Below are 21,192 nucleotides of genomic sequence, written 5' to 3' on the forward strand. Positions count from 1 at the left end.
TAACCCATGGATTTCCGATTTTCCGAAGACGAGGTGGCCTTCCGCGACGAGGTCAGGGATTTCCTTCGTCGCGAGCTCACCGCGGATGTCATCAGGGAGCATCGCGACCATTCCGAACAGGGAATGTGGACGGCGAGCTTCACCAAGTCCTTCCGCCGCAAGCTCGGTGACGCTGGCTATATCGGCATGGGCTGGCCCAAGGAATATGGCGGTGGCGGCGCCAGCAAGCTCTATCAGATGATCCTCTGGGACGAGATGGAGTATCATCGGGCGCCAGGTATCGACCGCTCGGTGACGTACATCCCCAACGCGATCATGTCGTTCGGATCACCGGCGCAGAAGGCCGAGTTCCTGCCGAGGATCGTCAAGGGCGAACTGTCCTGGTTCGTCGGTTACAGCGAACCGGAGGCCGGTTCCGACCTCGCGGCCCTGAAATGCGTCGCGGTAGAAGATGGCGACGATTTCGTCATCACCGGCCAGAAGGCGTTTTCAAGCGACGCGCATATGGCCGATTATGGCTGGGTCGCGGCGCGTACCGACGTTGGAACCAGCAAGCACCAGGGCATATCGATGTTCATCGTCGACATGTCGCTACCGGGCGTCCACGTAACGACGCAGGAGACGCTCGCCGGGTGGACTCACCATTCGGTCTATTTCGACGCGGTTCGGGTTCCTCGTTCGATGCTGGTCGGCGAACGGGGCCAGGGTTGGAAGGTCGTCATGGGCGCGATCGATCATGAGAGGGCGGCACTCGCCAGCCCCGGCCTGGTCTCGATGCAGATCGATCGCCTGCTCGATTTCGCGTCGGTCGAGACCGACGGCGAAAGACCGATCGACGATCCTGTAGTCCGCGACAGGCTGGCTGACCTCGCGATAGAGGCCGAAGGCGCACGCCTCATCGCATACGAGGTCGCCTCAATGCACGTGCGCGGCCTGTCGCCCCAGCACGAGACGTCGGTCGCGGTGCTGGCAAAGCGCGAGACGGCGCGCAGCCTCGACGCGTTCGGCCTCGACATGCTCGGTCTTTCGTCACCGCTTCGAGCGGGCTCGGAACACGCTCTCCTCGGCGGCGACATCGAGCTCGAATATCGCGACCACCTCTATTTCCAGTTTGCCGCCGGCGGTTTCGACATCACGCGCAACATCGTTGCGATCCGTGGCCTCGGATTGCCTCGCTAGGAGAAGCGCCATGGATATCACGCTCACCGACGAACAGCGCATGCTTCAGGAGACCGCCGCAGCCTTCGCTCGCGATGTATCGGATGCCGCGCGGTCGCGTCGGCTGGAGGCGGGAGAAGCGTCCTACGACAAGGACGTCTGGACGCAGATGGCCGAACTCGGCCTTGCAGGCGCTCCGCTGTCTTCCCGTCACGGCGGCTCAGAGCTGAGCATGCTCGAACTGGGCCTGATCGTGGAGGCGATGGGCGCGAACGCGCTCGCCAGCCCGCTCTTTTCAAGCATCGTCGAGGCCGGAATGCTGCTTGCCGATTGCGCCCCCGAGGGGGTGCAGGACAAATGGCTGCCGCACGTCGCCCAGGGAGACAAGACCCTTACGGTTGCCTATCTCGAGACGCAGCGAAACTACGATACCGCAATCGCCCGCACGACCCTCCATGCCAGCGGCAATGGGCATGTGCTGAACGGAGCCAAGCGCTTCGTCCGCGATGCAGGATCGGCGGATGCGATCATCTGTTCCGCGACTGCGCAGGGCGGCGGCACGGTCCTTGCCATCGTCGATGCGCAGAGCGCCGGTGTCCGCCTCGAGAGAATGCCGGCGGCGGGCGGCGAGGCGTTGTGGGCCGTCGAGCTCGACAGTGTTTCGATCGCCGAAGACGCGGTCGTTCGCGGCAACGACATCTCGGGAGCGCTGGAGCGACTGGGGCAGCGAGGCGCGGCGCTCAAGGCGTGCGAACTCGTCGGCATCGGCCAGGCGGCGCTGGATCTTACGGTTGAATACGCCAAGGGCCGCAAGCAGTTCGGCGTGGCGATAGGCAGTTTCCAGGCTGTCCAGCACCACTGCGCGGAGATCTACAGGGATATATCGATCACGCGTCTTCTGGCCAGAAGTGCATGTGCGGCGATCGACAACGCTGCCGATGCGCAGCGGGCAGTTTCCTTCGCTAAAGCCAAGGCAAGCGCGTCCATGACTGCCGCGACCCGCATCGCGCATCAGGTTCATGGCGCCGTCGCGTTCTATCGCGATTACCCGCTCGAACTCTATTACCACCGCGCCATCGCGGCCCAGGCGGCCTATGGCGACACGATGCATCACAAGCGGGTGCTTGGCGCGATGCTCGCCAGCGACCCGTCGCGTTTCAGAGGAATGCTCGCATGAGTTACGAATTCATTCTTGTCGACCAGGATGAGCACGGCATTGTCACCGTGACGATCAACGATCCGGACGCGAAGAACGCGGTCAACTGGACGATGAATGCCGAACTCATCGCCGAGATGGAGCGGATCGAAAACGATCCTTCCGCCCGCGTGATGATCCTGACAGCCACCGGCCGGATATTCTGCTCTGGCGGCAACATCAACAGGATCATCTCGACAGGCAAGGTGCTGGAGCCGCCGAACCCCTCCGTCCGTGAGGTGCTGTTTCCGTCCGAAGCCGACATCAAGCATGTGGTGACCAGCCTGCGGACGATGTCGAAGCCGGTCATCGGGGCGATCAACGGTCCGGCCGTCGGCTCGGGCGTCGGCCTTGCCGTGGGCTGCGACATTCGCATCGCGTCGACGGCGTCGCGCTTCGGCTGGGTATTCGTCAAGCGCGGGATCGTCCCCGACGACGGCAGCGTCTTCTACATGCAGCAGATCGTCGGCTACGCACGCGCGTTCGAATGGGGCGTGACGGGCCGCTCGCTGAGCGCTGAACAGGCGCACGAGATCGGTTTCGTCAATCACGTGGTGGAGCCGGATCAGCTCATGGCCAAGGCGCGCGAGATCGCCATGGAGATCGTCGAGAACTGCCCCCCGCTGACGGTGCAGGCGTTCAAACTGACGCTTGGCGAGTCCTTGACGCAATCCGTCGAGGAGGCGTCGCGCTTCACTGCGCGCGCGCAGGATTTCGTCGGCGCCACCGAGGATCACCGCGAGGCCGTGCGTGCCTATGCAGAACGCCGCAAGCCGGTCTGGGTGGGACGATAGACGTGCAGCTCAAGCCACTGGAACCCGACGACTATCCGTTCTTCGACTACCGCAGGTTCACGTTCTCGCTGGGTATCGAGACGCCCGAGGGGGTCTGGCTGTCCGGCAGTACAGCCGTTCGCCACGATCCCGAGACCAAGGCGATGGTGGTCCAGGGTGGCCTCGTCACCCAGGCCGCGGTCATTTTCGAGAAGATGGAAGCGGCACTCGTTCCGGCCGGACGGTCCCTGCGGGACCTGACGCGCCTCGTGCGCTACGTCAGGTCGGACGCGATTGCCGACTTGACGTTTCTCGACGCCTACCAGCGTACGGTCCTGGGCGACGTGGTCGTTTCCACCATCATCGTCGAGCGGCTTCTGCGCGATCATGCTCTCGTGGAGATGGACGCCGCGATCACCACCGACGCCGGTCAGGAAACCCTTCCTTCCATCATCGCCAGCAGCGCGCAGGCAGCGGAGGAGGCTTTCGCCGGAGAACTTGCGTCCCGTGGCAGCGACGAAGGCAGCGTGCTGCGTTTCGCGCAGTTCCTGACCGATAAGGTGCCGCCGGTCAACGGCCGTCAATCCATAACGGTCGTGTGTCCGAGCCTGCCGAACGGGTCATCGGGATTGCAGATCGAGGCGACCTTGGCGAAGCGGGCGGACAGCCGGATCATTCATGTCGGCGCGATGGGCGACCCTTCAATCGAGGGCATCGTGGGGCAGTGCCGGGATGCCCTTTCGCGGATCGAGGCACAGCTCGACACGGCGGGTGCAAGCATGGGTGGCGTCATCAAGACGACCGAGTTCATCGCGCCACAGGGCCTGTCCGACTATCGCGACACCGCAACGGTGCGCCGTGACACCTTCGCCGCGCCCTACCCGGCCGCGACCGGGGTGATCTGCAAGGGGTTTCCCGAGCCTGGCTGCCTCATTGCCATCGAGGCCATAGCGAGGATCAACGACTGATGATCAAAGCGACTTCCAATCCGGAGCTCCTCTCGTGGATCGGGCGGGAGGCGACCTATACGGCGCGCGAGGAACTCGGTCGCGCGTCGATCCGCTACTTCGCCCTCGCCATCGACGATGACAACCCGCTCTATCGGGATGCGGACTATGCAGCCGAGAGCCGCTATGGCGGGATCGTTGCGCCACCGACGCTGATTTGTGAAACGAACCAGTTCGCCGGAGAGACCGAGGACAGCAACGGCTATATCGGCCACCACTGGGATCTGCCGATCAACAACGGCCGCTTCATGCGCGGGAGCAACGATTACGAGTTCTTCCACCCTGTCTTGCCGACGGATCGCGTGACCGTGAAATGGAAGATCACCGAGATCTATGAGCGGAAGACGCGGAAACTGGGTACCCTGATATTCGTGTCGTCGGTCGCGTCATACCATAACCAGGACGGCAAACTCCTGGCAACCAACAAAGAAACGAATATCTATCAGCCATGACTATGGTCAGTAAAACCTATGAGTCCGTTACGGAAGGGGAAGTCCTTCCACTCATATCCTACACGGTGAATTTGCACTCACTGGTGAAATATGCCGCGGCGACATGGGATTTTCACCGCTACCACTATGATGCTGAATTCGCCAAGAGCGTAGGGATGCCGGCGCCGTTCGCCGACGGCCAGATGTTTGGAGCCCTGCTTGCGCGCCTGGTCATGTCGTGGGCCGGGCGGGACGCATTCATGCGGCGTCTCCAGTACCGTCAGAACGCAACGGTGTTCGCGGACGAAACCATTATCGTGACGGGCCAGGTACGCCGCAAGTCCATGGATGGCGGCAAGCCGGTCATCCACGTTGTCATGGCTGTCACCAAGGCAGACGGTACATCCGTCATTCGCGACGCGACCGCGCAGGTCGAGCTCGCTCCTGAGGCCGCTCCATCAGCGGCGATGCAACGCGACGAGGCACAATGAGAGCGATCATTTCACGCGAGCCGACGGGTCCGGACGGCCTGTTCGCCGTCGACCTGCCCGATCCGGTTCCCACGAAGAGGCAGGTGCTCGTGCGCGTGCGGGCCTGCGGCGTCTGCCGGCGCGACGTCCTCGTCAGCCGAACCGCCGGCAGGCGCGGGCTGCACGACCCGCTTGTCCTTGGCCATGAGATCGCCGGGGACGTCGTCGGGCTGGGGCCGGAGGCGCGCGGGTTCGCCATTGGCGACCGTGTCGCCTCCACGCAACGCGAATATGTCTGCGGATGCTGCACCAAATGCCGGACTGACCGCGAGACACTGTGCGCAGACCTGCGTTTCCTGGGCCAGCAGGCGATGGGCGGATACGCCGAGCTGGTGCTCGTCAACGACGACAACCTTGCCGTGCTGCCGCCCGAGATCGATTATGTTCAGGGCGCGATCGTCGGTTGCCCGGTGGGCACCGCGTTCAATGCCGTCTGCGACACTGGCGGGTTGCGTCCGAGCGAACGCATCCTGATTACGGGAATGGGGGGGCTCGGCAGCCATGCCGTGCAGATTGCACGGGCGACAGGAGGCTACGTCATCGCTTCGACGCGGACGCCTGCAAAGGAAGCCATGCTGCGCGAGATCGGGGCTCATGTCGTCATCGTCGCGGAGGATGGAAAGTTCTCGGCCGGTGTCCGCGCCGCAACACAAGGCGAGGGGGTGGACATCGTGGTGGACACGGTTGGAGGCGCCATCTTCAACGAGGTTCGCAAGTCAGTCACGTTTGGCGGTCGCATCGTGCTCGTCGGCGACGTCACAGACACCAAGGTCGAACTGACGATCGCCGGCATCTATCGACGGGGCCTCGAGCTCAGGAGCGCGGTGAGCACGTCGCGTCGGCAGTTGCGCAATGCGCTGCGGCTCGTCGCGGACGGCAAGGTCAGGCCGCTGGTCGACCGTACGATGCCGCTCGCCGAAGCCGCCGCGGCACACCGCATGGTCGAGGCGAATGCGGTCGCCGGCCGCATCGTGCTGGTGCCGTAGTCTTGGCCGACGTGGAGAAAGCGGGATTGGACCACGAACTCATCATCGAGACCGAAGGCGCAATCCGGATTTTGACGCTCAACCGTCCCGAGCGGCGCAATGCGCTGTCGCGGACGCTGCGTGAAAAGCTGATCGAGGCGTTCCTCGATGTGCGCGCCGATCCGGCGATCTGGGTCGTTGTTCTGGCTGGTGCTGGCGACAAGGCGTTCTGTGCCGGCGCCGACCTGAAGGAAGGGCCGGCGGCATCGGGACGACGCGATCTGGGTCCCATGCATGCTGCCGCACCGCTGCTGTTCGAGGTGATCGCGGATACCGGCAAGCCGGTCATCGCAGCGGTCAACGGTGCCGCCATAGGCGGCGGCCTCGAACTGATGCTCGCCAGCGACATCTGCATCGCGGCACAGGGCGCAAAGATTGGCCTGACCGAGGCGAAGGTCGGGATGGGGGCTGCCTATGCCAGCGTCGTGCTGCCGCGCGCGATTCCTTCCGCCATTGCGTTGGAAATGATGTTTACGGGGCGACTGATCGATGCCGATGAGGCGCGGCACTGGGGGCTTGTCAACAAGGTCGTCGCGGCTGAAGAGGTCCTTGATGAAGCGATGGAGATGGCGCGGACCATAGCGGGCAATGCGCCGCTGAGCGTCCAGCGCATGAAGGAAATGGCGCGCAAGAGCGAGGGATTGCCTCGGGCGGCTGCCCTGCGGCTCGACGTCGGCCCCAACCCCTACCTTTCCGAGGACAGGCATGAGGGGGCGCGGGCCTTTCTCGAAAAGCGCAAGCCCGTCTGGAAGGGCCGGTAGCTTTGCACTGGGTGCCCGAGCACGATTGATACTTGACCACGGAGTGACCCAATGCAGACGACTGCCGGTGCGGCCCATGACGATATTCGCGAAGCCGTTCGGGCGCTCTGCGCGGAGTTTCCAGCGGAATATCATCGCAAGATCGACGAGGCGCGGGGCTATCCGGAGGCGTTCGTCGACGCGTTGACGAAGGCCGGCTGGATGGCCGCGCTGATCCCGGAGGATTATGGCGGGTCCGGCCTCGGGCTGACGGAAGCCTCCGTCATCATGGAGGAGATCAACCGGGCCGGCGGCAATTCCGGCGCGTGCCATGGCCAGATGTACAACATGAACACGCTGGTGCGCCATGGTTCGGAGGAGCAGCGACAGCGCTACCTTCCGCGTATCGCCACAGGCGAACTGCGGCTCCAGTCGATGGGTGTCACGGAGCCCACCACCGGCACCGACACGACGAAGATCAAGACCACCGCCGTTCGCAAGGGCGACCGCTACGTCATCAATGGGCAGAAGGTGTGGATCAGCCGCGTCCAGCATTCGGACCTGATGATCCTGCTGGCCCGCACCACGCCGCTCGACCAGGTGAAGAAGAGGTCGGAAGGCATGTCGATCTTCATCGTCGACCTCAAGGAGGCGATCGGCAAGGGGCTCGACGTCAAGCCGATCCTCAACATGGTCAACCATGAGACCAACGAGCTCTTCTTCGACAATCTCGAGATACCGGCGGAGAACCTGATCGGCGAGGAAGGGCAGGGGTTCAAGTATATCCTCACCGGGCTGAACGCCGAGCGGACACTGATCGCGGCGGAGTGCATCGGCGACGGCTACTGGTTCATCGACAAGGTGACGGCCTATACGAAAGAGCGCGTGGTGTTCGGCCGGCCCATCGGACAGAACCAGGGCGTGCAGTTTCCCATTGCCGAGAGTTTCATCGAGATCGAGGCCGCAAACCTCATGCGCTACGAGGCGTGCCGCCGCTTCGACGCAAATGAACCATGCGGCACGCAGGCGAACATGGCGAAGTACCTTGCGGCCAAGGCTTCGTGGGAAGCTGCCAATGCGTGTCTGCAGTTTCACGGCGGTTTCGGCTTCGCCTGCGAATACGACATCGAGCGCAAGTTTCGCGAGACGCGGCTCTACCAGGTGGCGCCGATCTCCACCAACCTGATCCTGTCCTATGTGGCCGAGCACGTGCTCGACCTTCCGAGGTCGTTTTGAAACCGTCCGAACGCGTGGAGACAGCACTATGACCGAAGTTTCCGCCCCGCTCGATGTCGCCCATCTGCGATCGTGGATCGGCAGGCAGGATACCGTAGACGACCTGCTGACGGTCGATCTCGTGCGCAAGTTCCGCGCGACGTTCAACCAGCCGGGTGAGGTGCGCGTCGGCGACGTGGCGCCGCAACTGATCCACTTCTGCCTCGGGCAGCCATCCGCGCCGACCGCGTCGCTTGGCGCCGATGGTCACCCCGCACGCGGCGGCTTTCTGCCGCCCGTGCCCCTGCCGCGCCGCATGTGGGCAGCGGGCAAGCTGGTCTTTCATGGTGATCTGCGCGTCGGTGACAGCGTAAGTCGGGTTTCAAGGATTGCGGACGTCGCCGTCAAGGAAGGGCGCAGCGGCACCCTTTGCTTCGTCACCGTCGAGCACGATGTGCTGATTGGCGGCGACCGACGCATCGAGGAGCGGCAGGTCATCGTCTATCGCGAGCCGGATGCGGCTGCCCCCTCCCAGCCGCCGAGCCCCGTCGACCCGGCGCCGGAAGGCGAGCGCCAAAGGCGGGTCGAACCGACTGCGGCCCTGCTGTTCCGGTACTCCGCGATGACCTTCAACGGGCATCTCATCCATTACGACCGCACGTATGCGACGCAGGTCGAAGGCTATCCCGGGCTGGTCGTCCACGGGCCGATGCAGGCCACAATGCTGCTCCAGCTCGCGACCGAACTGCGCGGCAAGGCGCCAGCGCAGTTCTCCTTCCGCAGCGAGTCTCCGCTCTTCGACTCGGACCCGATCGTCCTCCATGCCACCGATACGGCGCAGGGCATGAGCTTGTGGACGACGCGCGAGAACGGCCCGTTTGCGATGCGGGCGGATGCTGCCTGGTCCTGAGAATTCGCATGTCGGTGAAGCGGCGTCCGTGCGCGTCAACGGCGATGCCCCCTTCGCAGGCGAAACGCTTACGATGCGCCGCCTTGTGCAACGGCCAAAGTTCCGAACGGACCATGAGGACAGGGCGGATCACCAAGGTGAGATGGCCGATTCCAAGACAGGTTTGCAGCCCAACCGGTCATGAGCTCAACGAGCCTTCCCTGTCCTTCGATCGTGCCTGTCTCACGCTCCAGATGAGGATCAAGAACGTGATCGCCATGATGACGCCGCTGACAGGACGCTCGACGAAGGTCATCAGGTCGCCTTGCGACAACAGCATTGCGCGGCGGAAATGTTCTTCCAGTAGCGGTCCGAGCACGAAGCCCAGGAGGAGCGGGGCGGCAGGAAACCCGAGGACGCGTATGGCGTAGCCGGTCAGACCGAAGAACAGCACGATCCAGACGTCGAATATGCTGCGGTTGACACTGTAGACGCCGATCAGGATGAACATCGTGATCGCGGGATAAAGGTAGTGGTAGGGGACCTGTAGCAGGCGGACCCATATGCCGATGAGCGGGATGTTCAGAACCACCAGCATCACGTTGCCGATCCAGAAACTCATCACCAAGCCCCAGAACATCTCGGGATGCTGCACCATGACGAGCGGCCCTGGCGAAATGCCGTGCACGATGAGAACGCCAAGCAGAAGCGCCATCGTCGCGCTTCCAGGAATACCAAGCGTCATAGTCGGGATGAAAGCCGTCTGATCCGCGGCGTTGTTGGCGGCCTCGGGCGCGACCACACCCTCGATCGCACCCTGGCCAAACCGGGAAGGGTCTTTCGCGACGCGTTTCTCCAGCGCATAGGACATGAATGACGCGATCGTGGCGCCGGTGCCTGGAAGGGTCCCGAAGAAAGAACCGATCGCTGTGCCGCGCAACGTGGGCAGGATCGACCTGCTCACGTCGGAGCGGGTCGGCAACATTGAGCGCCACGACACTTTCCGTACTTCGCCGGGCTGGACAATCCCTATGCTCGATATCACCTCCGCCATGCCGAACAGGCCCATTGCGAACGCGACAAGGCTGAGGCCGTCCATCAAATCGAGCGTGCCAAAATTGAAACGCGGAACACCAGTGTACATGTCCATGCCGACAGTGCCGAACAATATGCCGAGAACGACCATCGAAATGGCCTTGAGCGTCGACCCGGACGAAATGGTCGACGCGGCAATCAGGCCGAGGATCATCAGCGAGAAGTATTCGGCAGAGTTGAAATGGCGCGCCGCATTAACGATCAGGGGCGAAAAGATCATCATCAAGACAATGCCGATGCTGCCCGCGACGAAGGACGACAAGGTGGTCATGAACAGCGCGACGCCGGCACGTCCCTGCTTGGCCATCGGATAGCCGTCGAGGCATACGATGGCGCTGGATGGCGTACCGGGAACATTCAGCAGGATTGCCGCGGTCGACCCGCCGTAGGCGGTCCCGTAGAAAATGCCGGCGAGCATGATGAGCGCGGATGTCGGCTCGAGGTGATAGGTGATGGGGAAAAGCATGGAAATGGCGGCGAGCGCGCCAATTCCCGGAACCACGCCGATCAGCATGCCCAGAAAGACGCCGAGAAAGCAGTAGAATAGATTGTAGCCCGCGATGGCAGTGAGCAAACCGGCTTCGATATTGGCGAGAAGATCCATTAAAGGGGCCACCGTGCTATGCTGATATGCATGCCCAGCGCTAGCGGGAAGAGCGCCACGGCTATGGCCGCCAAAGCCGCGGCCAGGCATAGGCGGGCGCGCCAGGTCAGCCGCGTTTCGAAAATCGTCGTGGCCAGGCTCGTGCAGACGACTGCCGGCGCGAGTCCGAACGTCTCCAGCAACAGCGCAAACGCGACCGCGCCCATAGTGATTGCGAAGAGGGCACGAAGGTCAAAATCGATAAATCCGGGGTTGTTTCGAAACGAGGAGCCGACCAGGACACCGCCCAAAATTGCCAGGAGAGCGCCGAGCAGCACCGGAACCATACCTGGCCCCATCCGGTTCAGGCTTCCCAGTTCATAGTGCATCAACGCATAGATCGCGACGCAGATGCCGATCACCAAGAGGGCAGCACCGCCTACGGCATCGCGACTTGCTGCAATTCTCGTCAAGTTCATGCATTGCCCTCCGCAATTTGGCTGCGACCTGCCGATCGGCCAATCGCCGATGATGGAGCTAGTATCGATCCAGGAACCGTTCGACGTGATCGAGTACCTGTCCGGGAGCCTCGATCAGGAGAGAATGCCGCAGCTTTGGTAGGATCACGAGTTGCGATCCCTCGATCTGGCTGTGCATGAACGCAGCCATGCGTGGGTTCGAGCCCTTGTCTTCTTCGCCTGTCACGATGAGTGTCGGGATCTGGATCTCACGAAGGCGCTCGGCAAAGTCGGTCTTGGCCAATACCGCGTAGGCCGCCGCGTAGGCGGCCGAATCATTGGCCTGATTGCGCGCCGCATAGCCCTCAATGATCTCGGGATAGAGACGACGGAAATCGTCGGTGAACCATCGCTCCACGGAATTGCTGAAATGCTGGCCCGGGATTCCGCCCTGCACGATCGCGAGTCGGTCGAGGACCAGCTTCTTCTCCTGCTCCGTACGTCCCGCGATCCCGGCGAGCAGCACGAGGCTCGACAGTCTTTGCGGGTCCGCGAGCGCGAAGCCCTGCGCCACCAACGCGCCGAGCGAGGCACCCGCGAGATGGCAAGACTCAATTCCGAGCGTATCGAGAAGTTTGCGGAGATCGCCGGCGAGATCATCTATGTGATATGGCCCACGGGGCTTGTCAGATTGGCCGTGCCCACGCTGGTCGAACCGCAACGTTCTATACCGTCCTCCCAATAGCGTGACAAAACGATCCCACTGGTGAAGGGAGCCGCCAACGCCGTGGACCAGGACGAGCCAGTCGCCGTCGCCTTCAACGCGATAACGGATTTTCAATCCGTCCAGATCTGCAAAGCGATCCATCTCACTCATTGCCTTGGACTGTTGATGCGCCAACGGCGTCTCTCTCGATTTCCTCAATCACGCCATTTGCAACCTTGAATGCGTCTAGGCCTGCGGGAATGCCGCAATAGACGGTGGCATGCAGGAGAATTTCCTTGATCTCCTCCTTTGATACACCGTTGGTCAAGGCTCCCCGCGCATGCAGTGCAAGCTCCTTTGGCCGATTCAGGGCTGTCAGCATCGCCAGGTTGAGCATGCTTCGGGTCTTGCGGCTCAAGCCGGGCCGCGACCAAGTATAACCCCAGCACCACTCGGTGGTGACCTCCTGGAACGCCATCATGAACTCGTTGGCCTGCGCCAGGGATGCGTCCACATAGTCTTCGCCCAGCACATCGCGGCGTATTGCCAGGCCTTGGTCAAAGAGCTTGTTCTGGAGTTTTTCTGTCATTCGCGTTTCCATCTCTCCGCCTATAGACGGCGGGACCCCTTCGGCGCCCGCCGTTGATACTGTGATAGACTATGTCTATTGGGCCTCGACACCGGCGGCACGAATGATCTCGGTCCAGCGCTCGATCTCGGAAAGGAAGAACGCCTGTGCTTCCGCTGGGGTGCCCCTGCGAACGCTCAGCCCCTGCGTGGCGAACTGCTCCTGCAACTGCGGATCATCGAGGGTCTTGAGCGTCGCTTCGGAGATCTTTGCCACGACGTCGTCCGGCGTGGCAGCCGGCACGAAAAGGGCGATCCAGCTTGTGTGCGAATAATTGGGCAAGGAAAGCTCTGCGATCGTCGGGAGATCCGGCAGGGCGTCCGATCGTTCGGCACTGCTGATCCCCAAAGCCTTGACGGTTCCCGCATTGAGCATTTCGGCAGCACCGGTGGCGGTCGTGTAGATCGCCTTGACCTCGCCCGCCAGCAGATCGTTCATCGCGGCGCCGGTGCCCGGATAGGGAATGTGAAGCATCTCCACGCCCAGTTCGCGCCACAGCAGTTCGGCAGACAGATGCATGGCGCTACCCACGCCTGCGCTCGCATAAGGGATCGTGCCCGGCGACGCCTTTGCAAGATCGACGAACTCATCCAACGTGTCGGCAGGGAAATCGTTGTTCACCAGGAGCACATATGGCTGCTCCGAGACGAACGCGATCGGCTTGATGTCGCTCTCGAGATCGTAGGGCAAGGATTTGAAGAGCGCCGGGTGAAAGGTAAGCGTGCTGCCGTTCATCAGGATGGTGTGCCCATCCGGTGCCGAGTTTGCTACATAGGCTGTGCCGACTGTAGTTCCCGCGCCGGCGCGGTTGTCCACGACCACGGTGCCACCGAGATTCTGTGCGAACTTGTCGGCAAATGCACGAGCGATGAAATCGGTGCCGCCTCCCGGCCCGAACGGTACCACGATGGAGACCGTATCCGAGGGATAGTCCTGTGCCACGGCAACTTGCGACCATGTCGCAACGACCGCAACGAGGGCTCCTGAGAGAAAATTCTTAAACATCGCCATTTCCTTGTGGGTTGTCTATCGAACGGATGCTTGTCGGGCATGAGCGCAACGCTTCACGCGTGTGCCGAAAGGTCTTCCATATCCTGGTACCTGTCGCCGATGCGGTGATTTGGCCGAGGTCCGGTCGCAACTGAAATCGCCACGACCATCTCTTCGGGAGCGGGTGCATCCGGAATGCTGAATTCGCTTGTCAGAAAATGACCGCGCGAACCTTCTTGCTCCCTGATCTTGTGCTTGAGCGGGATGGTGATGCTGCAGCCGGGGCCACCGCGCTTGTTGGTGAACGGAAGGAACGACGTGCCCTCGAACGCATCCCGCACCGCGTTTCCGAACCAAAGCGTGTGGATCATTGCTGCGGCGTGCTCGACCTCCCCTGAGGTGCCGACGACAGCGGCCTTGCCGATTGCTTCGACGTGTTCCGCCTTTCCGACACGCGCCAGCGTGGCCTCGATCAGAAGTGCGCTGACAGATGGAGCCAAGGCGCGGGCAAGAGTGCGGAGGTCGGCAGAATAGCCCTTCCATGGGTTCGCCATGACGATCGCCGACGAAATGAGACGGAGACGCGGAGAGGATGCCTGGCCACCCTCGCGATGCAAGGTTTCCTCGTAGACCACGACCTTGCGGATTTCAGCTTGCAACAAAAGCAGTCCCCTCACCCACGTGACACACATTGTCTTCTTGTCATACAAGAATACCATCATGTCAAGTTGAACTCGACGTGCGTTTCTCGTAGGAGAGACCACCACCACCCGTTTCGGAAGGGCCTGAACTTGAACCTGTCCATGAAGATCGAGTCGGCGCCTCGGCTCCGGGAAATGGTCGCGACAAGGCTGAGGCAGGCAATTTCCGTGGGCGAGTTCCATGCCGGCGACAGGCTGATCGAGCGAGAACTATGCGAGTCGATGGGCGTGTCGCGGACGTCGGTAAGGGAGGCCCTGCGCGAGCTCGAGAGCGAAGGCCTCATATCGATGCTTCCGAATCGTGGCCCGATTGTTGCGCTCCTGAGCATCGAGCAGGCTCGATCCATCTACGAAGCGCGGATCGCCTTGGAGGTCCTAGCCACCAAGCTTTTCACTGAACGCGCCAGCGACGAGCAGAGATCACAGTTGCAACAGGCGGTGAGGTTGCTGGAAGAGGCTTATGCTGGCAGAAACCCGCAAAAGATGATTGCCGCAAAGAGCGAGTTCTACAGCGTCTTGCTGGAAGGGTCCGGAAACGAAGTCATCTCGCAGATGCTGCGTGTGATCCACATCCGCGTCTCGCAATTGCGCATCACGTCTCTATCCCGCCCCGAGCGCGCCGAGCAGTCGATCGCCGAAATCCGAGCGATGACCGAGAGGATTGAGAAAAGGGATCCACAAGGTGCCGCGGCGCTTTGCCAGCAACATCTGGAGAACGCAGCGGCGACCGCCCTGGGCGCGATCGCCTCCAAGCCGAAGTGACTTGAACGCCACCCGCCTGAGCCCTGAATTTCTTCAGGCGTCGATGCAGAACGTCTGTTGACCTGGAACGGACGCTGCTCCGTTCGTGGAATGCGGTCACGGCGCGGCGGAGAATTCGTTCGTTTGCGCACTGCGCCCATGCCTCTGCCTCAGCGTGGAACTGGTCAGGAAAGCCGCTGGGTCGTCCGTTTCGTACCCAACCTCTGGAGCATACGACCGGCGCAAGCATTGCGTCACCGGCAGGCAGCCTCTGGCCGACCGCCAGATCTGGTGATCGAATTCTGATGAATGGGCGCACCATCCAAGAGAGGCTGTGATGGGCCTGCTTTCTGGGGTAAGGGTCATCGGCCTTGCCTTCGGTCCTGACGGGGCCGTCCGCGACCCAGTATCTGCGCGACTGCGGTGCGGATGCATCAAGGTGGAACCGCCGTCGGGCGATGGGATCCGTTATGCCGGACCGTCGCGCCTGCCGGCGATGGGGCCGCTGTTCTTCAACAGCCAACTGTCGAGCTGCTGCGTGATGAAAAACGAACCGATCTTTCCCTTGCCGACCGAAGACGATCTGCGTGAACTGACGGCTTTCCGGCAGGATCTGCATCGCTATCCCGAGCTCTCCGGAGAAGAAAAGGAGACGGCGCGGCGTGTCTGCGAGATGCTGGCTCCGACGCGACCCGACAGGGTGCTGACCGAAGTGGGCGGCCATGGCGTCGCGGCAATCTACGACAGCGGCGCGCCGGGGCCGACGGTCCTGTTCCGGTCAGAACTTGATGCGCTGCCGATCCAGGAACTCGGCGCGGCGGAGCATCGCTCGACCGTACCTGGCAAGGCGCATCTGTGCGGTCATGATGGTCATTCCACGATCCTTCTCGGGTTGGCGCGCATTCTTTCGCGGTCGCGCCCCACGAGTGGGCGGGTGGTGCTGATGTTCCAGCCGGCGGAGGAAAACGGAGCGGGTGCCGTCGCCGTCGTGGCCGATCCCCGCTACCCGGAAATCAAGCCGGACTGGGCGTTCTCGCTGCACAACGCGCCCGAAGTGGAGTTTGGCTCTGCCAGGCTCGGCGTCGGGCCGGTCAACTGCGCCTCGCGCGGCATCCGCATACGGCTGACGGGCAGCACGGCGCATGCGTCGCGGCCCGCCGATGGCCGCTCGCCGATGCTGGCCATCTCGGAACTGATGCCCGCGCTGCTTGCCTGCGGCAGTGGCAAGCCGCTTGGGCCTGGCTTCACCATGGTCACGGTGACGCACGCGTCCATGGGCGCCGAATCCTTCGGCGTTGCGCCGGGCGAGGCGAAGATCATGGCCACGCTGCGCACGGTCTACGACGATGACATGGAAAAGCTTGTCGCGCGCGTCGAGGGCCTGCTCGCCGAAACGGCGGGCCGTCACACCCTGTCGCTCGAGTTCAGCTACGACGACGTGTTCTCCGCCTCGGTCAACGATGAGGAGGCGACAGGCATCCTGTCGAGCGGCATGAAGCGGGCCGGCGTGAAACGGCTGGACCAGAAGGTGCCCTCCGTGGGTTCGGAGGATTTCGGGCAATTCGGGCTCAGCGGCGCCAAGGCCGCGATGCTCTTCCTCGGGTCCGGCCCCGACTGGCCGCGCGTCCATACGCCTGAGTACGACTTCCGCGATGAACTGATCCCTGTCGGCATTCGTATTTTCTCGGAAACGCTCGCTGCTTGTCTGGAACGTCCTTGAGGGACGGATCGCGGGCAAGCCCTGGCCGTCGTGGCCAGCGCTTTCCTCAGGATGCGAGAACGGCCGCGGCGCGCGCCAGCGCGCTGCTGCCGTGCGGGATGTTCAGGGCGCTCATGCCGGCCTCGATCGCGCCAAGGACGCCGAGCGTCATATGCGTGTTCACATGTCCCATATGCGCGATGCGAAGATAGCCGTCCGCCCCGAAATCGCCTTCAGGGGCCATGCCGAGCCCGACCCCCAGGGTGACGCCCGCATGAGCCTGGGTCCAGTTGCGCAATTCGGTGGCGTGTGGGGATACGAACTTCACGGTGGTGACGGCATGCGACCGGCTGGAAGGGGCAGCGACGTTAAGGCCGATACCGGTCGGCTGGCCGTCTTCGCCTTCACCCCAGGCGTCGAACGCAGTCCATACGGTGCGCGCCAGACGCTCATGGCGGCGCCATGCTGCCTCGACGCCTTCTTCGCGCACCAGCATGTCCAGCGCGGCGCGCAGGCCGAACAGATGATGCGTCGGGGCGGTACCGCCGAACAGCTGGTAGAAGCGGCTGGGATCGATGCGCGGCAGCCAGTCCCAGTAGGGGGTCCGCCAGCGCGAGCCGAGGCTCGCCTGCCGGGCCTTTTCGTTCATCCATACGAAGCCCAGACCCGGCGGCGTCATCATTCCCTTCTGGCTGGCGCTGACCATCACGTCGACGCCCCATTGGTCCATCTCGAACACGTCGCACCCCAAAGACGCGATGCAGTCGACCGCGAGGAGGGCGGGATGACCTGCCCGGTCCAAAGCGGCGCGGACCGCAGCCACGTCGTTGCGCACCGAGGTTGTCGTGTCGACATGCGACATCAGCACGACCTTGATCCTGCCATCCGTATCGGCGGCAAGCGTTGCGGCCACCGCTTCCGGATCGACCGGGGACTGCTTGCCGAAATCGAGGCGCTGCACAGTGACCCCGAGGGCCTCGACCGACTGCGCCCAGCCTTCGCCGAACCTGCCCGTGACCAGAGCGAGCGCGTGATCGCCGGGACTGAACAGGTTCGTGTTCGCCGCTTCCCAGGCGCCATGCCCGTTGGCGATATAGATTGCCACGTAGTGCTTCGTGCGCGCGAGCTTTTTCAGGTCTTCGTAGATGCCGGGCATGATCTCATGCAGCTCGCCGGAATAGATGTCCGGCGACGCGCGGTGCATCGCATTGAGAACGCGATCCGGCACGACGGACGGGCCGGGAATTGCAAGGTAGTGACGGCCAGTGTTTGTCATGATGATGAAGTCCAGGTGGGACCTCAGCGGTATCGTGGCCTTTGGCGGTAGGTCAAGCCCTGCCTGTGCTCGCGTAGACGTGGATCAAGACCAAACATGGCACCCCTGTGCGGCCGGGAGCGGGAGAGCAAGCGGCGGCGCGGGTTCGCCCCGCACCGTCACTGGTGCACGCTGACTTTCATCGGCGCGTTGCGCTGCGACTGGCTCACGGCGCCATGCGTGTTCGACGGTGCAGGCGGTGATGACGCCGCTTGCAGACGGTACTTCTGGCAAGCTGGTCTCGGTCGCTGGACCAGGAAGGCACGGCCTGGGGCTCTGCATCACTGGCGATGCAGGATCATGCCGGCGTGGTGGAGGACGTCGTCGATGAAGTCTCCATCCGCGGTGAAGCCGGTATCGTCCCAATACTCGATATGGGTTCCCGTCACCTCGTAGCGGCCCTCATAGGCTCGTTCCCGGGAGCCGCGGGCTTCCACATAACGCCCGTTGGGCAAGAGTTCATGACGGATGCGCCCATCCGACGTAACCCACATGCCGACATAGGGGTGATTGGCTTCCATTTCTGTTTCCTCGGCTGCAAGGGGTTGCATTAGAAGTGTTGCGGTGATCGCGGCTGCAAATATGCGCTTCATGATTGGTCTCCTCTCTCGTTGCAGGTCGTCCGGCCTCAGTTGCTCGACGCCGTTGGCCGGATGGTGATCTCGCTCGTGTCCACCTCACTCGGCGCCTCGATCACATGGCGTATCGCGCGGGCGATATCCGCCGGCCGCAGTGCGATCGCGCGATAGGCATCCATTGCCGCCATGGTCTGCGCATGAGTGATGGTGGAGGCGAGTTCGCTTTCCACGACGCCGGGATTGACGCAGGTGACGCGGATGTTGGGACTTTCCTGGCGCAGCCCGTCCGAGATCGCCCGGACCGCGAACTTGGTGGCGCAGTACACGGCGGCCGTTGGCACGACTGAGAGCGCACCAATGGAGCCCATGTTGATGATCTGTCCGCTGCCCTGCGCTTCCATCGACGGCAGCACGGCACCGATGCCCCAGAGCACGCCCTTGATGTTGACGTCGACCATGTGATCCCACTCGTCCTGCTTGCCGGCGGCAAGTGGCGAGAGAGGCATCACGCCCGCATTGTTCACGAGGACGTCGATCCGGCCCCACGTATCGATCGCGGCTTGAGCGAAAGCTGCCATCGACCGGCGATCCGTGACGTCCAGGCTCCGGGCCTCGGCGATGCCGCCCTCGTCACGGATGTCTGCCGCAATCGCTTCGACGCGATCCAGCCGACGGGCGCCCAGCAATAGCTTCGCACCCGCTGCGCCGAGTTCTCTGGCTATGCCTTCGCCAATCCCGCTGGAGGCTCCGGTGATCAGGATGATCTTGTCCATGTCCATTCTCCTCTTCAGTTCGCAGCGAATATGGACAATCGCCAGTGGTGCCGGTATCCGTCGCTTGCTCGACTGAATGTTAAGCCTGGCTGGACAATGAAACTCGATCTCAACCTCCTGCCGCTGTTTCTCGCCGTTGCCGAAGAGCACAATTTCCGCTCCGCAGCCGATCGTCTCGGCGTAACCCGTTCTGCCGTCAGCCAGGGCATCCGGCGGTTGGAGGACGAATTCGCCACGACACTGGTGATGCGCACGACGCGGTCCGTGCATCTGACGGAAGCGGGCGAACGGCTGCGCGAGGCGCTGTCCAGGCCGATGTCAGACATCGAAGCTGCGCTCGAGGCGGTGTCGTCGGAGAACACGCCGCGCGGTCTGCTGCGGATTGCCGTCACGTCGATCGCCGAGCGGTTCCTGTCAGGGCCGCTTCTCGCCGCATTCGCCGCGTCGTACCCCGAGGTGACGATCGATGTCACGGTCACGGATGGCGAGTTCGATATCGTGGCGGCCGGCTATGACGCCGGCGTCAGGCTTGGAGATGTCATCGAGCAGGACATGATCGCCGTTCCACTGACCGGCAACCAGCGCGAAATGGCCGCTGCGGCACCCTCCTATCTTGCAGCCCATGGAGCGCCCGCGCATCCGCGCGAACTGGTCGCGCACAAATGCATCGGCTGGCGCCCGGCACCGAACGTCGCGCCATATCGCTGGGAATTCGAGGAGAACGGGGTTCCCTTCGACGTGGCCGTCGAGCCGCAGATCACGACCAACGACCTGCGCCTGATGCTGCGCACCGCGCTTGCGGGAGGCGGCATCACCTTCGCGCCGGAAGAGACCTTTCGGCCCTATGTGGAAAGGGGCGAACTCGTGCCATTGCTGGGCGAGTTCCTGCCGCCGTTTCCCGGTTTCTTTCTATACTTCCCGCAGCGCCGCAACATGGCGCCTAAGCTGCGCGCCTTGATCGAACATGTCAGGAACTGGAAATAAGCGCATCGATGAACGCCGCATGTGGCGCTGGAACCGGAACGCTACGCCGTCATGTGCCGCCGCCGTCCTCGTCTTCCGATCTCGCATTTTCCGCCAGCCCGAAGCTGAAACTGCAGTGGCAGTCGCCGCCCGCCAGCGTTGTCGAGCGCGTGCCGCTCCGGCGTCGCGCAGCTAGCGTGATCCCACGAGGTCGGGACCCAGGCAGTCGCGCAGTTCGTTGATCGTCGCCTCGATCCAGTCGTCGGTCATCATCTCCAGTGGTGCGTTGAAGGATACCGCGACATTCACCTCATAGGCGCCGCGCCGTGGCACGGGCAGGCCGATCCCGCCTTCTCCCGGCAGGTAGTAGCCCATGTTGATCGCGTAGCCGCGCGTGCGCGCCTGCGCCACGAGTTGAGCGATGAGAGCAGCGTCGACGTGCCTCAGCGCGGGATGGCGCTCGTAGCGTTCCGCATTGGCCCTGATGATGCCGGCGGCCGCGTCCTCGGCTAGCATCGACATCAGCGCGAGGCTGCCGGCGGCGACGCCCATCGGCACGCGCGCGCCCACGCCCATGGTGAACTGGCGCCGCGTCGAGCGGCTGACCATTTCGGCGCAAACGGCGTCCACGCCGGCCTGGACCATCAGGTAGACGGTGAAACCGGTGCGGCGGGCAAATTCGGTCATGCCGGGACGAATGAGCTGGATTTGGGGTTCCAGCCTTTCCTGCCGCCCGGCGATCATCGGGATGGCCGGGCCAAGCCGATAGTACCCGTAGCGCCCGGTGGGTTCGGCGAAGCCCTTGTGGAGGAGCGCGGCGAGGCTGCGATGAGCCGCCGACTTGGCCCCGCCGATCCTGCGCGCGATCTCCGACAGGCTCAACCCCTCCGGCCCGACCTCGCCCAGGACGAGCAGGATTTCCAGCGCACGCTCGGCATTGAGCGAAGATGCGTTCAAAGCCGCCATGAATGTGTCGAATGCTCCAATATTCTGATTATC

General features: G+C 63.0%; 23 protein-coding genes and 1 pseudogene. 14 read left to right on the plus strand and 10 right to left on the minus strand.

Annotated elements, in window-relative coordinates:
- Positions 1-6: 6 nt before the first annotated feature.
- Genes AAFN84_RS18980 through AAFN84_RS19025 form a run of 10 tightly spaced genes read left to right on the plus strand, consistent with a single transcriptional unit; the run spans position 7 to position 8,984 of the window.
- Positions 7-1,179 (plus strand): acyl-CoA dehydrogenase family protein, encoded by a 1,173-nt coding sequence (locus AAFN84_RS18980; RefSeq protein ID WP_347516238.1) that lies wholly within the window; start codon positions 7-9, stop codon positions 1,177-1,179.
- Positions 1,180-1,189: 10 nt separating this feature from the next.
- Positions 1,190-2,335 carry an acyl-CoA dehydrogenase gene (locus AAFN84_RS18985; RefSeq protein WP_347516239.1) on the plus strand — a complete coding sequence of 382 codons (1,146 nt, stop codon included), beginning with the start codon at positions 1,190-1,192 and terminating at the stop codon, positions 2,333-2,335.
- Complete coding sequence (locus AAFN84_RS18990; protein ID WP_347516240.1) at positions 2,332-3,147, plus strand: enoyl-CoA hydratase/isomerase family protein; 816 nt, start codon at positions 2,332-2,334, stop codon at positions 3,145-3,147. The genes AAFN84_RS18985 and AAFN84_RS18990 overlap by 4 nt, the downstream gene beginning before the upstream one ends.
- 2 nt (positions 3,148-3,149) lie before the next feature.
- Positions 3,150-4,094 (plus strand): Rid family hydrolase, encoded by a 945-nt coding sequence (locus AAFN84_RS18995; RefSeq protein ID WP_347516241.1) that lies wholly within the window; start codon positions 3,150-3,152, stop codon positions 4,092-4,094.
- The gene (locus AAFN84_RS19000; protein WP_347516242.1) at positions 4,094-4,585 is read left to right on the plus strand and encodes a MaoC family dehydratase N-terminal domain-containing protein; all 492 of its coding nucleotides are present in this window, start codon (positions 4,094-4,096) and stop codon (positions 4,583-4,585) included. Before AAFN84_RS18995 ends, AAFN84_RS19000 begins: the two co-directional genes overlap by 1 nt.
- The gene (locus AAFN84_RS19005) at positions 4,582-5,055 is read left to right on the plus strand and encodes a MaoC/PaaZ C-terminal domain-containing protein (protein WP_347516243.1); all 474 of its coding nucleotides are present in this window, start codon (positions 4,582-4,584) and stop codon (positions 5,053-5,055) included. Before AAFN84_RS19000 ends, AAFN84_RS19005 begins: the two co-directional genes overlap by 4 nt.
- Positions 5,052-6,080 (plus strand): alcohol dehydrogenase catalytic domain-containing protein, encoded by a 1,029-nt coding sequence (locus AAFN84_RS19010; protein WP_347516244.1) that lies wholly within the window; start codon positions 5,052-5,054, stop codon positions 6,078-6,080. Before AAFN84_RS19005 ends, AAFN84_RS19010 begins: the two co-directional genes overlap by 4 nt.
- Before the next feature lie 26 nt (positions 6,081-6,106).
- A complete protein-coding gene (locus tag AAFN84_RS19015; protein ID WP_347516245.1) occupies positions 6,107-6,880 on the plus strand; it encodes an enoyl-CoA hydratase-related protein in 774 nt (257 codons plus the stop codon).
- 51 nt (positions 6,881-6,931) lie between these two features.
- Positions 6,932-8,095 (plus strand): acyl-CoA dehydrogenase family protein, encoded by a 1,164-nt coding sequence (locus tag AAFN84_RS19020; protein WP_347516246.1) that lies wholly within the window; start codon positions 6,932-6,934, stop codon positions 8,093-8,095.
- Positions 8,096-8,123: 28 nt separating this feature from the next.
- Positions 8,124-8,984, plus strand: a complete 861-nt coding sequence (locus AAFN84_RS19025; RefSeq protein WP_347516247.1) for a MaoC family dehydratase N-terminal domain-containing protein — start codon at positions 8,124-8,126, stop codon at positions 8,982-8,984.
- A gap of 178 nt (positions 8,985-9,162) precedes the next feature.
- Here AAFN84_RS19025 and AAFN84_RS19030 read toward each other — a convergent pair whose 3' ends face one another.
- The 6 genes from AAFN84_RS19030 to AAFN84_RS19055 form a co-directional block, all read right to left on the minus strand.
- Positions 9,163-10,662 (minus strand): tripartite tricarboxylate transporter permease, encoded by a 1,500-nt coding sequence (locus AAFN84_RS19030; protein WP_347516248.1) that lies wholly within the window; start codon positions 10,660-10,662, stop codon positions 9,163-9,165.
- Positions 10,662-11,120 (minus strand): tripartite tricarboxylate transporter TctB family protein, encoded by a 459-nt coding sequence (locus tag AAFN84_RS19035; protein ID WP_347516249.1) that lies wholly within the window; start codon positions 11,118-11,120, stop codon positions 10,662-10,664. Before AAFN84_RS19035 ends, AAFN84_RS19030 begins: the two co-directional genes overlap by 1 nt.
- Positions 11,121-11,178: 58 nt before the next feature.
- Complete coding sequence (locus AAFN84_RS19040) at positions 11,179-11,967, minus strand: alpha/beta hydrolase (RefSeq protein ID WP_347516250.1); 789 nt, start codon at positions 11,965-11,967, stop codon at positions 11,179-11,181.
- 1 nt (position 11,968) lies between these two features.
- Positions 11,969-12,394 (minus strand): carboxymuconolactone decarboxylase family protein, encoded by a 426-nt coding sequence (locus AAFN84_RS19045; RefSeq protein WP_347516251.1) that lies wholly within the window; start codon positions 12,392-12,394, stop codon positions 11,969-11,971.
- A 75-nt stretch (positions 12,395-12,469) separates the two neighbouring features.
- Positions 12,470-13,438: a tripartite tricarboxylate transporter substrate binding protein gene (locus tag AAFN84_RS19050; protein WP_347516252.1), complete on the minus strand. Its 969-nt coding sequence runs from the start codon at positions 13,436-13,438 to the stop codon at positions 12,470-12,472.
- Positions 13,439-13,497: 59 nt separating this feature from the next.
- Entirely contained in the window at positions 13,498-14,082 is a 585-nt protein-coding gene (locus AAFN84_RS19055) for an amino acid synthesis family protein (RefSeq protein ID WP_347516253.1), read from the minus strand.
- On the opposite strand from AAFN84_RS19055, the gene AAFN84_RS19060 reads away from it, so the two are divergent.
- Positions 14,077-14,886, plus strand: a complete 810-nt coding sequence (locus AAFN84_RS19060; RefSeq protein ID WP_347516254.1) for a GntR family transcriptional regulator — start codon at positions 14,077-14,079, stop codon at positions 14,884-14,886. The genes AAFN84_RS19055 and AAFN84_RS19060 overlap by 6 nt on opposite strands.
- A 520-nt stretch (positions 14,887-15,406) precedes the next feature.
- A complete protein-coding gene (locus AAFN84_RS19065) occupies positions 15,407-16,585 on the plus strand; it encodes an amidohydrolase (protein WP_347516631.1) in 1,179 nt (392 codons plus the stop codon).
- Positions 16,586-16,631: 46 nt separating this feature from the next.
- Here the strand turns inward: AAFN84_RS19065 and AAFN84_RS19070 are convergent, their stop codons facing one another.
- On the minus strand, positions 16,632-17,840 hold the full coding sequence (locus AAFN84_RS19070) for an aminotransferase class V-fold PLP-dependent enzyme (RefSeq protein ID WP_347516255.1): 1,209 nt from the start codon (positions 17,838-17,840) through the stop codon (positions 16,632-16,634).
- 87 nt (positions 17,841-17,927) lie between these two features.
- On the opposite strand from AAFN84_RS19070, the pseudogene AAFN84_RS19075 reads away from it, so the two are divergent.
- Positions 17,928-18,071 (plus strand): annotated as a pseudogene (locus AAFN84_RS19075) (IS630 family transposase); the annotation flags it as partial.
- A gap of 89 nt (positions 18,072-18,160) precedes the next feature.
- Here the strand turns inward: AAFN84_RS19075 and AAFN84_RS19080 are convergent.
- Both AAFN84_RS19080 and AAFN84_RS19085 read right to left on the minus strand, forming a co-directional pair.
- A complete protein-coding gene (locus AAFN84_RS19080) occupies positions 18,161-18,472 on the minus strand; it encodes an Atu4866 domain-containing protein (protein WP_347516256.1) in 312 nt (103 codons plus the stop codon).
- Between the two features lie 35 nt (positions 18,473-18,507).
- A complete protein-coding gene (locus AAFN84_RS19085) occupies positions 18,508-19,230 on the minus strand; it encodes an SDR family oxidoreductase (protein ID WP_347516257.1) in 723 nt (240 codons plus the stop codon).
- A 96-nt stretch (positions 19,231-19,326) separates the two neighbouring features.
- On the opposite strand from AAFN84_RS19085, the gene AAFN84_RS19090 reads away from it, so the two are divergent.
- On the plus strand, positions 19,327-20,214 hold the full coding sequence (locus tag AAFN84_RS19090) for a LysR substrate-binding domain-containing protein (RefSeq protein WP_347516258.1): 888 nt from the start codon (positions 19,327-19,329) through the stop codon (positions 20,212-20,214).
- A 171-nt stretch (positions 20,215-20,385) separates the two neighbouring features.
- On the opposite strand, the gene AAFN84_RS19095 is transcribed toward AAFN84_RS19090, so the two are convergent.
- On the minus strand, positions 20,386-21,159 hold the full coding sequence (locus AAFN84_RS19095) for a helix-turn-helix domain-containing protein (protein WP_347516259.1): 774 nt from the start codon (positions 21,157-21,159) through the stop codon (positions 20,386-20,388).
- Positions 21,160-21,192: the final 33 nt, after the last annotated feature.

The sequence above is a fragment of the Mesorhizobium sp. CAU 1741 genome, assembly GCF_039839275.1.
GTDB lineage: Bacteria > Pseudomonadota > Alphaproteobacteria > Rhizobiales > Rhizobiaceae > Aerobium.

Bases quoted from the DNA above. Each gene is read 5' to 3' on its own strand.
- AAFN84_RS19080 (WP_347516256.1), bottom strand. From the start codon at position 18,472: ATGAAGCGCATATTTGCAGCCGCGATCACCGCAACACTTCTAATGCAA.
- AAFN84_RS19045 (WP_347516251.1), bottom strand. From the start codon at position 12,394: ATGACAGAAAAACTCCAGAACAAGCTCTTTGACCAAGGCCTGGCAATA.
- AAFN84_RS19090 (WP_347516258.1), top strand. From the start codon at position 19,327: ATGAAACTCGATCTCAACCTCCTGCCGCTGTTTCTCGCCGTTGCCGAA.
- AAFN84_RS18985 (WP_347516239.1), top strand. From the start codon at position 1,190: ATGGATATCACGCTCACCGACGAACAGCGCATGCTTCAGGAGACCGCC.
- AAFN84_RS19035 (WP_347516249.1), bottom strand. From the start codon at position 11,120: ATGAACTTGACGAGAATTGCAGCAAGTCGCGATGCCGTAGGCGGTGCT.
- AAFN84_RS19085 (WP_347516257.1), bottom strand. From the start codon at position 19,230: ATGGACAAGATCATCCTGATCACCGGAGCCTCCAGCGGGATTGGCGAA.
- AAFN84_RS18990 (WP_347516240.1), top strand. From the start codon at position 2,332: ATGAGTTACGAATTCATTCTTGTCGACCAGGATGAGCACGGCATTGTC.
- AAFN84_RS19065 (WP_347516631.1), top strand. From the start codon at position 15,407: ATGAAAAACGAACCGATCTTTCCCTTGCCGACCGAAGACGATCTGCGT.
- AAFN84_RS19030 (WP_347516248.1), bottom strand. From the start codon at position 10,662: ATGGATCTTCTCGCCAATATCGAAGCCGGTTTGCTCACTGCCATCGCG.
- AAFN84_RS19050 (WP_347516252.1), bottom strand. From the start codon at position 13,438: ATGTTTAAGAATTTTCTCTCAGGAGCCCTCGTTGCGGTCGTTGCGACA.
- AAFN84_RS19025 (WP_347516247.1), top strand. From the start codon at position 8,124: ATGACCGAAGTTTCCGCCCCGCTCGATGTCGCCCATCTGCGATCGTGG.
- AAFN84_RS18980 (WP_347516238.1), top strand. From the start codon at position 7: ATGGATTTCCGATTTTCCGAAGACGAGGTGGCCTTCCGCGACGAGGTC.
- AAFN84_RS19020 (WP_347516246.1), top strand. From the start codon at position 6,932: ATGCAGACGACTGCCGGTGCGGCCCATGACGATATTCGCGAAGCCGTT.
- AAFN84_RS19095 (WP_347516259.1), bottom strand. From the start codon at position 21,159: ATGGCGGCTTTGAACGCATCTTCGCTCAATGCCGAGCGTGCGCTGGAA.
- AAFN84_RS19070 (WP_347516255.1), bottom strand. From the start codon at position 17,840: ATGACAAACACTGGCCGTCACTACCTTGCAATTCCCGGCCCGTCCGTC.
- AAFN84_RS19040 (WP_347516250.1), bottom strand. From the start codon at position 11,967: ATGGATCGCTTTGCAGATCTGGACGGATTGAAAATCCGTTATCGCGTT.
- AAFN84_RS19010 (WP_347516244.1), top strand. From the start codon at position 5,052: ATGAGAGCGATCATTTCACGCGAGCCGACGGGTCCGGACGGCCTGTTC.
- AAFN84_RS19000 (WP_347516242.1), top strand. From the start codon at position 4,094: ATGATCAAAGCGACTTCCAATCCGGAGCTCCTCTCGTGGATCGGGCGG.
- AAFN84_RS19005 (WP_347516243.1), top strand. From the start codon at position 4,582: ATGACTATGGTCAGTAAAACCTATGAGTCCGTTACGGAAGGGGAAGTC.